General features: G+C 71.5%; 12 protein-coding genes. 7 read left to right on the forward strand and 5 right to left on the reverse strand.

Features of this window, described 5'->3' with window-relative positions; translation table 11 throughout:
• Nucleotide 1: 1 nt before the first annotated feature.
• Entirely contained in the window at nt 2-1,459 is a 1,458-nt protein-coding gene (locus tag CC117_RS18870) for an aldehyde dehydrogenase (RefSeq protein WP_071085971.1), read from the reverse strand.
• A complete protein-coding gene (locus CC117_RS18875; RefSeq protein ID WP_084132379.1) occupies nt 1,456-3,096 on the reverse strand; it encodes an acyl-CoA synthetase in 1,641 nt (546 codons plus the stop codon). Before CC117_RS18875 ends, CC117_RS18870 begins: the two co-directional genes overlap by 4 nt.
• Nucleotides 3,097-3,431: 335 nt before the next feature.
• Between CC117_RS18875 and CC117_RS18880 the strand changes: the two genes are divergently transcribed.
• The 3 genes from CC117_RS18880 (at nt 3,432) to CC117_RS18890 (ending at nt 6,857) form a co-directional block, all read left to right on the forward strand.
• Nucleotides 3,432-4,352, forward strand: coding sequence for an amidohydrolase family protein (locus tag CC117_RS18880; RefSeq protein ID WP_198541907.1), 921 nt, complete (start codon nt 3,432-3,434; stop codon nt 4,350-4,352).
• Nucleotides 4,353-4,437: 85 nt separating this feature from the next.
• Entirely contained in the window at nt 4,438-5,595 is a 1,158-nt protein-coding gene (locus CC117_RS18885) for an acyl-CoA dehydrogenase family protein (protein ID WP_071085975.1), read from the forward strand.
• Between the two features lie 44 nt (nt 5,596-5,639).
• The gene (locus tag CC117_RS18890; protein ID WP_071085978.1) at nt 5,640-6,857 is read left to right on the forward strand and encodes an acyl-CoA dehydrogenase family protein; all 1,218 of its coding nucleotides are present in this window, start codon (nt 5,640-5,642) and stop codon (nt 6,855-6,857) included.
• A gap of 57 nt (nt 6,858-6,914) precedes the next feature.
• On the opposite strand, the gene CC117_RS18895 is transcribed toward CC117_RS18890, so the two are convergent.
• From CC117_RS18895 to CC117_RS18905, 3 genes are read right to left on the reverse strand one after another with little or no spacing between them, the layout of a single operon-like run.
• The gene (locus CC117_RS18895) at nt 6,915-7,802 is read right to left on the reverse strand and encodes an SMP-30/gluconolactonase/LRE family protein (RefSeq protein ID WP_084132381.1); all 888 of its coding nucleotides are present in this window, start codon (nt 7,800-7,802) and stop codon (nt 6,915-6,917) included.
• Nucleotides 7,803-7,835: 33 nt separating this feature from the next.
• Nucleotides 7,836-9,503, reverse strand: coding sequence for an AMP-binding protein (locus tag CC117_RS18900; protein ID WP_241830235.1), 1,668 nt, complete (start codon nt 9,501-9,503; stop codon nt 7,836-7,838).
• 26 nt (nt 9,504-9,529) lie between these two features.
• Nucleotides 9,530-10,540 (reverse strand): LLM class F420-dependent oxidoreductase, encoded by a 1,011-nt coding sequence (locus tag CC117_RS18905; protein WP_071085979.1) that lies wholly within the window; start codon nt 10,538-10,540, stop codon nt 9,530-9,532.
• Between the two features lie 238 nt (nt 10,541-10,778).
• On the opposite strand from CC117_RS18905, the gene CC117_RS18910 reads away from it, so the two are divergent.
• Genes CC117_RS18910 through CC117_RS18925 form a run of 4 tightly spaced genes read left to right on the forward strand, consistent with a single transcriptional unit; the run spans nt 10,779 to nt 14,799 of the window.
• Nucleotides 10,779-11,546, forward strand: coding sequence for an SDR family NAD(P)-dependent oxidoreductase (locus CC117_RS18910; RefSeq protein ID WP_071085981.1), 768 nt, complete (start codon nt 10,779-10,781; stop codon nt 11,544-11,546).
• Between the two features lie 54 nt (nt 11,547-11,600).
• Nucleotides 11,601-12,776 (forward strand): thiolase family protein, encoded by a 1,176-nt coding sequence (locus CC117_RS18915; protein ID WP_071085983.1) that lies wholly within the window; start codon nt 11,601-11,603, stop codon nt 12,774-12,776.
• 58 nt (nt 12,777-12,834) lie between these two features.
• Entirely contained in the window at nt 12,835-14,031 is a 1,197-nt protein-coding gene (locus CC117_RS18920) for a cytochrome P450 (RefSeq protein ID WP_116287834.1), read from the forward strand.
• A gap of 54 nt (nt 14,032-14,085) precedes the next feature.
• Nucleotides 14,086-14,799: an SDR family NAD(P)-dependent oxidoreductase gene (locus CC117_RS18925; RefSeq protein ID WP_071085987.1), complete on the forward strand. Its 714-nt coding sequence runs from the start codon at nt 14,086-14,088 to the stop codon at nt 14,797-14,799.
• Nucleotides 14,800-14,873: the final 74 nt, after the last annotated feature.

The following is a 14,873-nucleotide window of genomic DNA, read 5'->3' on the forward strand; positions in this document are numbered from 1 at the left end:
CTCACACCCCCGGCACGGTCGCGCCGGCGGGCAGGTTGACCGTCTGGTGGTCGAGGTAGGCCGCGAGGGCCTCCGGCCCGAGCTCCCGGCCGAGCCCGGAGTCCTTGAATCCGCCGAACGGCGCGACGTTGTCGAGCATGAACATGTTGACGCCGAGGACACCGACCTCGATCCGGTCTGCCAGGGCGTAGCCCGCCGCCACGTCGGCGGTCCAGATCGATCCGCCGAGCCCGTACGGGGTGCCGTTGGCGATGCCGACCGCGTCGTCCACCGTGTCGTAGGGGATGACGGTCAGCACCGGGCCGAAGATCTCCTCCTGGGCGATCCGCATCGCCGGGTCGACGTCGGTGAAGACCGTCGGCTCGACGAAGTAGCCGCGTGGGTGGCCGGCCGGGCGGCCGCCGCCGAGGGCCAGCCTGGCGCCCTCGTCCCGCCCGATCCGGATGTACTCCTCGACCCGGTCGCGCTGGCGGGCGCTGGCCAGCGGGCCGAGCTCGGTCGCCTCGTCCAGTGGATCGCCGACCTTCAGCGCCCCCACCTGCGCGAGCAGTCCCTCGACCAGCTCGGCGTACCGCGCGCGGGGCGCCAGGATCCGGGTCTGCGCCACGCAGGCCTGCCCGTTGAGCATGAATCCGTACTGGAGGATCCCGGGGAGCGCGGCGCTCAGGTCGGCGTCGGGGAGCACGATCGCCGCGCCCTTCCCGCCGAGTTCGAGGCTCACCCGGCGCAGCCGCTCGCCACACAGGGCCGCGATGCGCCGGCCGGCGGCGGTACTGCCGGTGAACGAGATCTTGTCGACGCCGGGATGGGTGACCAGGTACTCGCTGACGTCGCGCTCGGCCGGGACGACGTTGAGGACACCGGGCGGCAGGTCGGCCTCGTCCGCGGCCTCGGCGAGCAGCTGCAGGGACAGCGGCGCGTCCGGCGCCGGTTTGAGCACGACGGTGCAGCCGGCGAGCAGCGCGGGGCCGAGTTTGAGCGCGCTCAGGTACAGCGGCACGTTCCAGGCGACGATCGCCCCGACCACCCCGACCGGGCGCCGCCGCACGACCGCCGGCCCGAGCATGCCCGCCCTGGTCTCGGTCAGCGACAGATCGGGTGCCAGGCCCGCGTAGTAGTCCAGCGTCATCGTCGCCATCAGCACCTGCGCCAGGCGGGCGGCGGCGACGGGGGTGCCGTTCTCCTGGCTGATCGTGACGGCGAGCTCCTCGGACCTCGCCTGCAACGCCTTCGACAGCCGCCCCAGGGCGGCACCGCGCTCGGCCGGGTCCAGCCGCGGCCACGGCCCGGAGTCGAACGCCGCGCGGGCCGCGGCAACCGCCCGGTCGACGTCCTGGGCCTGCCCCGCGGGAACCGTCCCGATGATCTCCTCGGTGCCCGCGGACACCACCTCGAACAACTCGGAGCCGGCGGGGCTGGTCCAGCGCCCGTCGATGTAGAGCCTGTCGTGCCCGCTCACCGCACTCCTCCTGAGACTTCCGAAGACGACGCCGCGGTGGGCGGCGTCCGCGGATCCGCCGGCGGGCGGGCCGCCAGGCGATCCAGATACATCTGCCGCAGCGGAACCTTGTAGAGCTTGCCGGTGGGCAGACGCGGCAGCTCCGCCTGGAAGTCGATGACCCGGGGAACCTTCGGCCCGGCGAGCTGGCCCCGGACATGAGCCCGCAGTGCCTCGGCCAGCTCCGCCGTGGGCGGTACGCCCTCGGCCGGCTGCACGACCGCCTGCACGTACTCGCCCATCTCCGGGTCGGGCAGGCCGAACACGGCGACGTCGGCCACCGCCGGATGCACGGCGAGGCACGCCTCGATCTCGGCCGGGTAGATGTTCACCCCACCCGAGATGATCGTGAACGCGCTCCGGTCGGTGAGGTACAGGTAGCCGTCGTCGTCCACGTGGCCCAGGTCGCCCAGGGACAGCCAGTTCTCGTGCTCGGGGTGGCGCACCGACCGGGTCTTCTCCGGATCGTTGTGGTACTCGAAGACGGTGCCGTCCCGCTCGAAGTAGATCGAGCCCGTCGCCCCGGTGGGCAGCTCGGCCCCGTCCGGCCCGCAGACGCGGATCGTGCCGATCACCGGCCGGCCGACGGAACCGGGATGGTCGAGCCACTCGGCCGACGAGATGACCGTCATGCCGGCGCCCTCGGTTCCCGAGTAGTACTCGGTCACGATGGGACCCAGCCACTCGATGATCTCCCGCTTCACCGGGACCGGGCACGGAGCGCCAGCGTGGACGACGCGGCGCAGGCTCGACAGGTCGTAGCCCCGGCGGACCTCGGCCGGGAGCTTCAGCAGCCGGACGAACATCGTCGGGACCGCCTGGACATGGGTGACCCGCTCCCGCTCGATCAGCTCGAGCATCTCCCGCGCGTCGAACTTCTCCATGATCACGATGGTGGCGCCCAGCTCGTGCACGCCGCGGGCCCAGCCGAGCGGGGCCGCATGGTAGAGCGGCGCCGGGCAGAGGTACACCGACCGCTGCTCCATGCCGCCGAGCCGCTGGCACATCAGCGCGCCGTTCGACACCGCCGGGTCACCGACGTCGATCCCGCGCAGCGGACGCTTGATCCCCTTGGGACGCCCGGTCGTGCCCGAGGAGTAGAGCATGAGCTCACCGCACGGCTGCCACGGAAGGGGCTGTGCCGGAAACGACGCGATGGCCTCCTCGTAGGGCTCGAACCCCTCGACGGCACCGTCCATCATCAGGCGCGTCCCGCACCCCACCGGGCCAGCTATCGAGCCCGCCACCTGGCCGGCCATCGACGCGCCGGCGACGGCGGCAAGCTTCGCGGTCGCGACGAGCGCCGACGCCTGGGAGTCACGAAGGATGTAGGCGATCTCCTCCGCGGTGGCGTAGCGGTTGATCGCCGTCAGGTACAGGCCCGAGCGCACCGCCGCCCACAGCACCTCCAGGAAGCGGGGGTGGTTCTCCGCCAGCAGGGCGACGACGTCGCCGGTGCGTAGCCCGCGGGCGTGGAGGAGGCGCGCGAGCCGGGCGGAGCGATCATCGAGTTCGCGGTAGGTGACGATCTCCCCACTGCGGGCCATGACGATCGCGGGCCGGTCCGGAGCGGACGCCGCGTAGGAGCCGGGATACATGTGCCCTCCAGCCTCAGGACCGGGCGCGGGGTCCCCAGCCGCCATGGACGTGGTCGACTCGGAATGGAATCTTGACCTTGAGTTCGGTACGGGCCTCGCCGCGAGATCCTGCCCCGCGGCCGCATCCCGGAGGGCGGATCGCCCGGGCCTGGCGGCGAATCCACCGCTGTGCGGCGAGCGTAGCCCATGTCGACATCGATGTCGACATCAACAGTGATCGCGGGCTATGGTGTGGCCGGTCCGACCGACGGCGCCCGCCGCCGATCCCGGCCCGGACGCCGCCACCGCTGCTGAGGGACGGCGTCACGCCGCACCTGTCACGGAAGGTACCCAAGGTGGCTCCCACGTTCCCGCCCCCCGCCACGACCGACCGGTCGACCCGGCCGTTCGACATCGGCGTGATCGACACGATGGTGGGATTTCCGCAGGATCCGGCCGCGCTGTACCGCCAGATACGGGAATCCCTGCGCGACCGGGAGTCGCGGGAGGAATTCGTGATGCCGGCGTCCTACATGTTTCACGATGTGCCCGCCAGCCACCTCGCCGACGAGGCCGACCCGGTCGCGCTCGTACTCGGCGAGATGGACCGGCACGGGGTCGAGATCGCCCTGGTCAGCCTGAGCGCGAACACGGAGGCCGCCGAACGCGCACTCACCGAACACCCGGGCCGGTTCGTCGGCTCGTGGAGCTGCGACCCCAACCGGGGAATGGAGGGAATTCGGGCCCTCGTCCGCGCCCATGAGCAGTGGGGGGTGCGGGCCGTCTCCCTTTTCCCGCACGGAGTGCTGCCGCAGGTCGCCATCGACGCACCCCAGATGTATCCGATCTATGCCAAGTGCGTCGAGCTGGGCATCCCCGTGTTCGTGACGGTCGGGATCGCCGGCCCCCGGGTGCCGTCGATGGTCCAGCATGTCGAGCTCGTGGACCGGGTGATGTACGACTTTCCCGAGCTGGTCTTCGTCATGCGGCACGGCGCGGAGCCGTGGACCGACCTCGCCGTGAAGCTGATGATCAAGTGGCCCAACCTGTACTACTCGACCAGCGCCTTCTCGCCGCGCTACTACCCGGCGGACATCATCGACTATGCCAACACCCGCGGCGCGGACCGCATTCTGTACGGCGGCTACTTTCCCATGGGCCTGTCCCTCGACCGGATCATGACAGAACTGGCACAGCTTCCACTGAAGGAGGACGTGTGGCCGAAGTTCCTTCGGGAGAACGCCGCCCGCGTTCTCGGTCTCGCCGACGGGAAGTGAGCCGGCCCGCCCGCCACCGGGGAACCCCGTGCGGCTGGACCGCGATACGCGCGCCGAACTGTCTTCACCTCCCGAGGAGGGCCACGTGAACCTCGCTTTCACCCAGGAGCAGACCGAACTGCGAAGGACGGTGCGTGACTTCCTCGACAAGACGTCACCGGAGGCCGAGGTCAGACGTCTCATGGAGACGGCCGACGGCTACGACCCCGATGTCTGGCGCCAGCTGGCCGGCGAGCTCGGTATCGCCGGCCTGACGTTGCCGGAGGAGTACGGCGGCGCGGGCTGCGGATTCGTCGAGCTCGGGGTCGTCCTCGAGGAGGCGGGACGCTCACTGCTGTGCGCGCCGGTGCTGTCGACCGTGGTCCTCGCCGCCTCGACCCTGCTCGGCCTGGGTGACGACGCCGCCTGCCACGACTACCTGCCCGGGATCGCCGACGGCACGACCCTCGCCACGCTCGCGCTCACCGAAGCCGCGGGCCGTTGGGACGATGCCGACGGCATCACCGCCACGGCCGCCCGTGACGGCCAGGACCAGGGCAGGGGGTGGACGGTCTCGGGCAGGAAGGCGTTCGTGCTCGACGGGCACACGGCGTCGCTGCTGCTCGTCGTCGCCCGCACCGGGGCCGGCCTCAGTGTCCTCGCGATCGACGCGGGCGCCCCGGGCGTGCACCGTGTGCCTCGGGCCACCCTCGACCAGACCCGCAGGCAGGCTGACATCACCTTCACCGCGGCTCCCGCCCGGCTGCTCGGTGAGGAGGGCGCGGCCTGGCCGGTGCTGGAGCGCGTGCTCGACCTCGCGGCGGTCGCGGTCGCCGCCGAGCAGGTCGGTGGGGCGGCGCGGGTGCTCGACATGGCGGTCGACTACGCCCGAACCAGGGTCCAGTTCGGCCGGCCGATCGGCTCGTTCCAGGCCGTCAAGCACAAGCTCGCCGACCTGCATCTCGGCGTCGAGTCGGCCCGCTCGGCCGCCTACCACGGTCTGTGGACGGCGGCCGGCGACCTACCCGACCTGCCACTGGCCGCGAGTCTGGCGAAGGCGTGCTGCGGTGACGCCTACGTCACGGCGGCCACCGAGAACATCCAGGTCCACGGCGGCATCGGTGTCACCTGGGAGCATCCGGCGCACCTGTACCTGAAGCGGGCACACAGCTCGCGGCAGCTCTTCGGCCACCCGGCCCACCACCGGCAGCGACTCGCCCGGTACGTGCTCGCCGAGCAGGCCGCGACCGCCAGCCCGGCCTGATCCCGAACCGAGACGCTACGCATGTGTGTGGAGGCGAAGATCCGATGCAGCACTCATCCGCACCAGCGCCCGGGAGCACCGCCGGAGGGCCGGCGCAGTTCGAAGGGCGAGCACAGTTCGAGGGCCGTGTTCGCGAGTGGTTCGGGGCCAACGCGCCGCGCAAGGGGTCGCCGGAGGACTTCTCCGCGGTGCACGTCGTCAGCGCGCGGAGCCCGCAGGAGTACCACGAGCAGGAGGAGCACGCGATCACCGTCACGCGTGCCTGGCAGCGCCGGTTGTTCGACGCCGGTCTGGCCGGCCGGTCCTGGCCGGCCGAGTGCGGCGGCCACGGCGCTCCGGACTGGCAGGACGAGGTCGTCGCGGCGGAGCAGGCCCGGTGGGGCGTGTCGACGAAGATGTTCGCCGTCGCGCTGGAGATGGTCCCCGCCGTGCTGTTCGGGCACGGCACCCACGAACAGCGCGTCGCCTACCTGCCGCCCGTCCTGCGGGGCGAGCACGGCTGGTGCCAGCTGCTGTCCGAACCGGGCGCCGGCTCCGACCTGGCCAGCGTGTCGACGAGGGCGACGCCGATGGACGGCGGGTGGTCGGTCACCGGCCAGAAGGTGTGGACGTCCAACGCGGGCTGCAGCGACTACGCCCTGCTGATCGCCCGGACCGGAAGCAGGGAGGAGGGCCGGGCCGGCCTGTCGTGCTTCGCGCTGAAGATGGAGCAGCCCGGGATCGACATCCGCCCGCTCCGTCAGATGTCCGGCGCCTACCACTTCAACGAGGTCTTCCTCGACAACGCCTTCGTGCCGGAGAACGGGCTGATCGGCGGGCTGGGGGACGGGTGGGCCGTGCTGCGGACGATGCTCGCCAGCGAGCGGGCCGCGATCGGCGGCGGCACGAGCGCGCGTTCCGCCACCCAGCTCGTCGGGCTGGCCAGGCAGCTCGGCTGCTCCGACGATCCCGGCGTTCGGGATCTGCTGGCCCAGGCGGTCATCCGGGAGCGCACCCTGGACCTGCTCCGGGCCAGGATCGCCGCCGGGCACACCGTCCCGGCGGCCGGGCCGACGACGAAGCTGCTCTACTCCGAGCACGCCCGGCTCAGCGCCGACGCGGCGACCACCATCCTCGGGATGGCGGTGACGCTCGTCGACGACCCGCAGTCCGCGCCGTGGATCGAACGGCTGCTGTTCGCCCCCGGTCTGCGCCTGGGCGGTGGAACCGACGAGATCCAGCGGAACACGATCGCCGAACGGGGGCTCGGCCTGCCCCGCTGAGCGCTGGGCCTCCTTCGGCCGGCCGGCCGGGCTGCCCTGCCCGCCCGGTCAGGCCGGTCAGGGCAGCCCGGCCCCGGGAACCAGGACCCGCAGGGTCGCCACCGTGGAGGTTCTGCGCCCCGCGAGGGCTTCCGCGGTCCAGTCCGTCGCCGTCAGCAGGAACAGCGTTCGCCGGTCGGCTCCGCCCAGGGCGCACGCGACGGCCATCTTCTCGCCGGTGTCGACGCGATCGGTGACCTCGCCGCCGGGGAGAATCCGCCGGAACTCGTGTGCGAGCGGGAAGGCCGCCCAGACCGCTCCCTGCGCGTCGAGGGCTATGCCGTCAGGAGCGGCGTCCGGGGTGGTGGCCACGACCCGGCGGCGGCCGAGGTTCCCGTGCCGGTCGAGGTCGAACGCCGTGAGCCGCCGCCCCTTGGACTCGGCCACGATCAGCGTCCTGCCGTCCGGCGAGATCACCGAGCCGTTCGGGAAGTCCAGCCCGTCGGCGGCGACGGCAGCCGACCCGTCCGGAGCCACCCGGATGATCACACCGGCGCCGGGCTCGGTGGTGTAGCTGCCCACGAAGGCGGTGCCGTCCGCGCCGACCACCATGTCGTTCAGCTCGTCCGGCACCAGCTCCGCCAGCCGCGCGTGCACCGTGCTCGACCCGTCCGGAGCGAGGCGCAGCAGCGAACGGTCCGTCATCGACACGATCAGCGCCGACCCGTCCGGCAGGAAGCCGAGACCTGACGGCTTGCGGCCGGGCATCGCCAGCACGCGCGTCGTCGCACCGAGCGGCGTGGTGGTGTAGACGGCCTCGCCGTGCATGTCGGAGAACCAGAGCTTCCCGGCACGCCAGCGGGGGCCCTCCGCGAACACGAAACCGTCGGCGAGGAGAGCCGGGCTGGCGGCCGGTTGCTCGAGCGTTGTCACGAGTTCAGCACTGTCTGAGTGGAGAGCCGCCATGAGTTCCCCTCGGCCCGGGAACCGGTACGTCGCTCATCCGAGCAGCGGATCGAGTCGGGTGCGGTCGGCGGCGTCGAGCCGACGCAGGGCCTCGCCCCTGGCGGGCCGCCAGAGGACGCCGTCCACCCGCCAGGCCTCGCGCCGCAGCCGCATCTTGTCGATCTTCATGCTGGCCAGCTTCGGCAGCTCCCCGGTGACCCGGACGAAGGCCGGCCACCACTTGGGGCCGAGATCAGGCTGCTCGGCGAGGAAGGCGTCGAACGCCACCGGATCGAACCCGGCGCCGCCCCGCAGCTCGAGGGCGACCATGACCCGGTCCCCCACCGGGTCGTCGGGCACGGCGTAGACCGCGACGGAACGCACGTCCGGATGGCGGGCGACGATGGCCTCGACCGGCGCCGCCGCGAAGTTCTCGCCGTCGACCCGCAGCCACTCGTTCGACCGGCCGGCGAAGTACAGCCAGCCGTCGGCGTCGCGGTAGGCCAGGTCCCCGGACCAGTACCAGCCGTCCCGGAACCGGGACCGGGTCGCCTCCTCGTTGCGGTAGTAGCCCTCGAACCCGCCGGTGGGAGCGGTCTCCACGATCTCGCCGACGGCTTCGTCCAGGTTGGTCGGGCGCCCGTCCGGACCGAACGTCACCGGCGGGCATTCCTGCCCGGTCTGCGCGTCGAGCACCCGGACCGTCGGATCGGCGGCGCCGAGCGCGCCCGAGGGCATCGACGGGTCACGGCGGACGATGACCACGCCCTCGGTGGAGCCGTAACTGTCCCGGACGGTGCAGCCGAACCGGCGGGCGAACACACCGATGTCCCGCACCGACGCCTCGTTGCCGATCGCCAGCCGCAGCGGACTTTCGGCGTCGTCGGGACGGTCGGGCGTGGCGAGGATGTAGTTGAGGACCTTGCCGGTGTAGGTGATCATCGTGGCGCCGAACCGGCGGATGTCCGGCAGGGTGTTCGAGGCGGAGAACTTCGGCCGGGTCGCTAGGGGAATCCCCGCGTTCAGCGCGGAGGACCACCCGGTGAACAGCGAGCTGGAGTGGAAGAACGGCAGCGGCGAGTACACCGCGTCGCCGACGCCCAGCTCGGCGATCCGGGCCACGTGGGCGCCGGTACGGGCGAACCGCCCCTGCGTGCAGCGCACCGCCTTCGGCAGGCCCGTCGAGCCCGAGGTGAAGATCAGCAGGAACAGATCCTCGGCCCGCACCGGCCGGGCGGGCGGCAGCGGCCCGGCGGGCGGCAGCGGCCCGGCGGGCGGCAGCGGCCGCTGATCCGCAACTCGCGCCACGTAGTCCGCCCCGTCGACGACCAGCACCCGGTCGGCGGCGACGCCGGTGTCGACCCCCGCCAGCAGCGGCTGGTAGCCGGACGAGGTGACCAGCACCTGGCAGTCGGTGTGCCGGATGAGCTGGCCGAGCTGGTCGCCCCGGTACGTCGCGTTGACGCCGACGACCACGGCCCCCGACAGAGCCGCGGCGGCCAGCCAGAACAGATAGTCCGGCACGTTGTCCAACAGCACACCGATGTGCGGCGGGCTGCCCGCGTCCCGGAGCTCCTCGAACAGCGCCGCCCGGCGGGACGCCTCCTCCACCAGCTGGCGGTAGCTCCACCGCTGGTCCCCGAGGAGCAGCGCAGCCCCGTCGTCCTCGGACCGCCGCCGCAGCAGCAGGTCGGCGACGGTCGTCATCGCAGGGTCGGGCATGGCACTCCCCTTCGGTCCTTCTGCCGTCACCACAGGCTGGCGATGGGCTCCACCATGGCCAGGTCGGTCGGCTCCACGATCAGGGTGGTGATCGGGCTGTCCCGCCAGGCGGCGAGCTGGTCGGCGATCCGGCTGGGCGGGCCGACGAGCGCCAGGTCGTCGACGAGCTCGTCGGGAACGGCGGCACAGGCCGCCGCGCGGTCGCCGCCCAGGTAGAGATCCTGGATGCGGCTGGCCTCGTCGGCGTACCCGTAGCGGGCGACCAGCAGGGCGTAGAAGTTCCTGGACTTCGAGCCCATCCCCCCGATGTGCAGCGCGATGCGAGGGCGTACCTGGTCGCGGCAGGCGTCGAGGTCGTCCCCGACACAGGCTAGGACGGTGGGCGCGACCTGGAATCCCGCGGGCGCCTTCGCCAGGGCCTCTCCCCAGGCACCGCTCCAGCGCGTCGGGCTCCACAGGTACGGGAGCAGGCCGTCGGCCTCCTTCACCGCCATGGCGACGTTCTTCGGCCCCAGGGCCGCGATGAGGATGGGTGTGTCCGCGGCGGCCGGCATCGTGGAGCGCAGGGGACGCCCCTGCCCGGTGGAGCCCGGGCCGGTGTAGGGAACGGTGTAGACCGAGCCGGAGAACTCGAGCCGCTCCTTCGCGGCCAGGGCGCTGCGCAGCACGGCCAGGTACTCACGCGTCATCTGCACCGGCGGGCGGTAGGGCACACCGTGCCACCCCTCGACGACCTGTGGCCCTGACGCGCCGAGCCCGAGCAGGACGCGCCCCTGCGAGAGCTGCTGCAGCGTCAGCACCGTCATCGCCGTGGTGGCCGGGGTGCGCGCCGGCATCTGCGCGATGGCGGTACCGAGCCGCAGCCGACTGGTGACCGCGGCGATGTAGGCCAGCGGCGTGAAAGCGTCGCTCCCCCACGCCTCACCCGTCCACACGGAGTCGTATCCCGACCGCTCGGCTCGCCGCGCGACATCGGCGAGTGACGCCGCGTCCCCGTGGATTCCGGCAAGGCTAAGCCCGAGCGCAACCTTCGACACTGGCACGCGCGGACCATAGCCCGTATGCAACTTCGATGTCAATTTCGAGTTTCCCGTGGCCGGCGCCGTCGGCGAGCCACCACCGAGCCGACCGCACACCTCGAGCCGGGACTCCCCGCGGAAGCGGACCTCTTGTCGCGGTGACGTACGGCCGCTACGGTCACAAATGTCAATGTCGACGTCGATATTTCTCGCGGCGGGGCCACCCGGTCCATCCGGACAGGAGGACGAGGACACCATGGATCTCAACGGGCGTTCGGCGATCGTCACCGGCGGCGCCGGCGGGCTGGGCGCCGCCTGCGTCCACCGCCTGGCCGAGATCGGCGTGCGCACCGTGGTCTTCGACCTGCACGAGGGGCGCGCGAAGGAGCTGGCCGACAGCATCGGCCCCACCGCGGCGGCGGTGGGCGGAGACGTCAACGACGACGAGGCCGTGGCGGCCGCCATAAGCGCGGCACAGGCCCTCGGCACGCTGTCACTCGTGGTGAACGTCGCCGGAGGAGGCGCGGCCGGCCGGACGGTCGCCCGCGACGGCACGCCGCACGACAAGGCGACCTTCGTCAGGGTCATGGAGATGAACGCCATCGGCACGTTCAACGTCACCCGACTGGCGGCGGCCGCGATGGCCGGCAACGAACCCACCGAGGACGGGGAACGCGGCATCGTGGTGAACACCGCGTCCATCGCCGGGCTCGAAGGGCAGGCCGGCCAGCTCGCCTACGGCGCGGCCAAGGCCGCCATCCTCGGTATGACGCTACCGATGGCGCGTGACCTCGCTCCCGTCGGCATTCGCGTCTGCGCGATCGCGCCGGGGACCATGGGCACCCCGCTGATGCTCTCGGCTCCGGACACGCTGAAGAACCGCCTGGTCGAGACGATCCAGTTTCCCCGGCGGATGGGCCGGCCGGAGGAGTTCGCGCTGCTGGTGGAGTCCATCGCGCGCAATCCCTACCTCAACGGCGAGAACATCCGCCTGGACGGGGCCCTGCGCTTCCCGCCGAAGTAGGGGCGCCTCCAGCCCAGCCACCCCACCCAGCGACCGATCCTCCGGGGAGTTCTCGTGACCGAAGCAGTCATCGTCTCGACGGCCCGCACCGCCATCGGCAGAGCACGCAAGGGCACGCTCGTCGGCCTGGACGCGTTCGAGCTCGCCGAGGCGATCGTCCCGGCCGTGCTGGAACGCAGTGGCATACCGGCGCAGGATGTCGACGACCTCGTCCTCGCCGAGTCCTACCAGGGCGGCGGAGTGATCGCCCGGAACATCGCCGTCCGCCTCGGCCTGCTCGGCGTCTCCGGGCTGGCGACGAACCGGCACTGCGCAGGCGGCCTGTCCGCGGTCGCGATCGCCGCCGGCAGCATCCGCGCCGGCATGGACCAGGTTGTCATCGCAGGCGGCACCGAGAGCCTGACCAACGCGGCGCGCTCGACGAAGCGGGACGCCTCCGGCACGTACCAGCCGTGGATGGCGCCGGCCCACCCGGACACCCCGGAGGCGCCCGCGTTCGACATGTCCATCACCGTCGGTGAGAACACCGCACGGGAGATGGGCCTCACCCGCCGCGACGTCGACGAGTGGACGGTCTACAGCCAGGAGCGCGCGCTGGCGTCCATCGACTCCGGGGCGTTCACCGATGAGATCGTCCCCCTCGACGTCACCCGGCCCGACGGCACGACCGTCCGGTTCGACACCGACGAGCACCCGCGCCGCGGCACCACCCTCGAGCGGCTCGCCGGGCTGCCGCTGCTGCACCCCGAGCTCCCCGACGCGACCGTGACGGCGGCGAACTCCGCCGGCCTCAACGACGCCGCCGCGGCCGTGACCCTGACCAGTGACGGGTACGCCGCCGCCCACGGGCTCACCCCGCTGGCCCGGGTTCGGGCATGGGCGACTGCTGGCATCGAGCCCGCGCGGACCGGCCTGGCACCCACCCTCGCGATTCCCAGGGCACTCGACCGGGCCGGACTCGCCCTCGGCGACATCGACCTGTTCGAGATCAACGAGGCGTTCTGCTCGGTACCCGTGGCCGCCATCCGCAAGCTCGGCATCAGACCCGAGATCGTCAACGTGAACGGCAGCGGGGCCAGCCTCGGCCACCCCATCTCCGCCACCGGCGCCCGGATGATCGTCACCATGATCGGCGAGCTCCGCCGCCGCGGCGCGGCGCTCGGCTGCGTCTCGATGTGCGCCGGCGGTGGCATGGCCGCAGCCATGATCATCGAAATCGTCCAGGACTGAGAAATTCTCCCAGGACCGAACCCGCGCAATGTCCGGCCGCTGGCATCGAGGAGAACACGTGGCCCACTTTGATCCCTACGACCTGGCGACCGCGGTCGATCCCTACCCGATCTACGCCGAGCTGCGGGAGTCGGCTCCGGTCTACCGCAACGAGGAACGGAAGTTCTGGGCGTTGTCCCGCCACGCCGACGTGGTCGCCGCCCACAACGACTGGGAGACGTACACCAGCACCGGCGGCGTCACGATCGAGGGCCACGAGTCCGGCGGCGGCCTGCTGATCACTCAGGACCCGCCACGGCACCACTGGCACCGCAAGATCGTCAGCAGGGTCTTCACCCCGCGGCGCATGCTCGAGCTCGAACCGTTCGTCCGGTCACGGGCCGCCGAGCTCCTGGACGCCCATACGGATCTCGACGAGTTCGATGTCGTACGCGAGTTCTCGATCCGACTGCCGCTCGATGTCATCAGCGAGCTGCTCGGCATCCCCGAAGTGCACCGGTCGGACGTCAACCGCTGGTCGGACCAGTTCCTGGCCCGCGGTCCCGACGCCGACATGGACAAGGTGCTGGAGGCCGGCCTGAACCTGCACGCGCTCTACCTGAGTCTCGTGGAGGACCGGCGACGCAACCCGTCGACAGACGTCATCAGCCTGATCATGAAGACCGACGTGGTCGACGACGACGGTGTCACGCACACCCTCACCGATTCGGAGATCGCCCAGCGGTTCCTGGAGATGGGAGCCGCCGGCCACGAGACCGTGGCCAAGGGCATCCCCAACGGCCTGATGGCTTTGACCAGATTTCCCGACCAGCGCCGCGCTCTGCTCAACGACCGGTCATTACTCCCGAAGGCCGTCGAGGAAACCCTGCGCTACGACGCCCCGTCACAGTTACAGGGCCGCACGACGACCCGCGACGTCGAACTGCACGGCACAACCATCCCGGCTGGCGAACGGGTCATGCTCATCACCGGTTCCGCGCTGCGCGACGACCGCGTCTACGACCAGCCCGACCGCTTTGATCTGAACCGCACCCAGGACCCGTCCACCCTCTTCTTCGGCTTCGGCATCCACCGTTGTCTCGGCGCGCACCTCGCCCGGATGGAGATGCGGGTCGCCTTCGACGAGATTCTCAGTCGTTTCCCCGACTTCGACGTGGACGAGTCCCGCGCGCACCGCCACGTCGTCAGCAACGTACGGGGCGTAAGCACCCTGCCGTTCAGGCCCAGTCCCAGCCGCCAGCCGGATGCCGTCTAGTCGGTGCTCTACCGGGCAACCCCGTCGTCTCATCGGAGAACGAGGAAGAAGGACATGCCCAGTCGAGTCGCCATCGTCACGGGTGCCGCGCGGGGCCAGGGGGCCGCGGTGGTCCGACGCCTGCGCGCACAGGACTATGCCGTCGTGGCCGTCGACGTGACAACCCCGGAAAGTAATGACCGGTTGGTCGTGGACTGCCAGGGGGACATCCGGAAGGAGAGCGACTGGCGCCGGGTCGTGGGGATCGCGGTCGAACGTTTCGGCGCCCTGCACGTTCTGGTCAACAACGCGGGAGTCCTCCGGAGCGGTTCGATCGGAGACGAGACCTCCGGGGAGATGCGTGCGCTGTGGGAGGTCAACTGCCTGGGCGCCTTCCTCGGCGTCCAGGCCGCCCTGCCCGCCCTGCGGGCGGCGGCCAAGGAGCATGATGCCGCGATAGTCAACACCCTGTCGGTCGCCGCCCAGCGCGGATTCGCGCACCACTGTGCCTACTCATCCTCGAAGTTCGCGCTCCGCGGATTCACCCAGGCCGCGGCCCTTGAGCTCAGCCGCGACAGAATCAGGGTGAACGCGGTGGTCCCGGGTCCGATCGCGACTCCCATGCTCGCCCCGTCCATCGTCGAGCGGCTCGCCAGGGAACTGCCTCTCGGTCGCGCCGGGACCGCCGAGGACGTGGCCGAGGTCGTCGCCTTCCTCGCTTCACCTTCGGCAGGCTTCGTCACCGGAAGCGAATACGTCGTCGACGGCGGCCAGCTCCTTCGGGGCTGACCGCGCGGCCGAACGCTACGCCCTCGCCGTACAGGGGTGGGGCCGGCCAGGTTCGGCCGGCGGTGAGACTGCTA

Origin of the sequence: Parafrankia colletiae (assembly GCF_001854655.1) — a bacterium.
GTDB lineage: Bacteria > Actinomycetota > Actinomycetes > Frankiales > Frankiaceae > Parafrankia > Parafrankia colletiae.

What these genes read in the sequence shown, in the direction of transcription:
- CC117_RS18895 (WP_084132381.1), bottom strand. Translation starts at nt 7,802, where the DNA reads ATGGCGGCTCTCCACTCAGACAGTGCTGAACTCGTGACAACGCTCGAG.
- CC117_RS18890 (WP_071085978.1), top strand. Translation starts at nt 5,640, where the DNA reads ATGCAGCACTCATCCGCACCAGCGCCCGGGAGCACCGCCGGAGGGCCG.
- CC117_RS18910 (WP_071085981.1), top strand. Translation starts at nt 10,779, where the DNA reads ATGGATCTCAACGGGCGTTCGGCGATCGTCACCGGCGGCGCCGGCGGG.
- CC117_RS18900 (WP_241830235.1), bottom strand. Translation starts at nt 9,503, where the DNA reads ATGCCCGACCCTGCGATGACGACCGTCGCCGACCTGCTGCTGCGGCGG.
- CC117_RS18875 (WP_084132379.1), bottom strand. Translation starts at nt 3,096, where the DNA reads ATGTATCCCGGCTCCTACGCGGCGTCCGCTCCGGACCGGCCCGCGATC.
- CC117_RS18925 (WP_071085987.1), top strand. Translation starts at nt 14,086, where the DNA reads ATGCCCAGTCGAGTCGCCATCGTCACGGGTGCCGCGCGGGGCCAGGGG.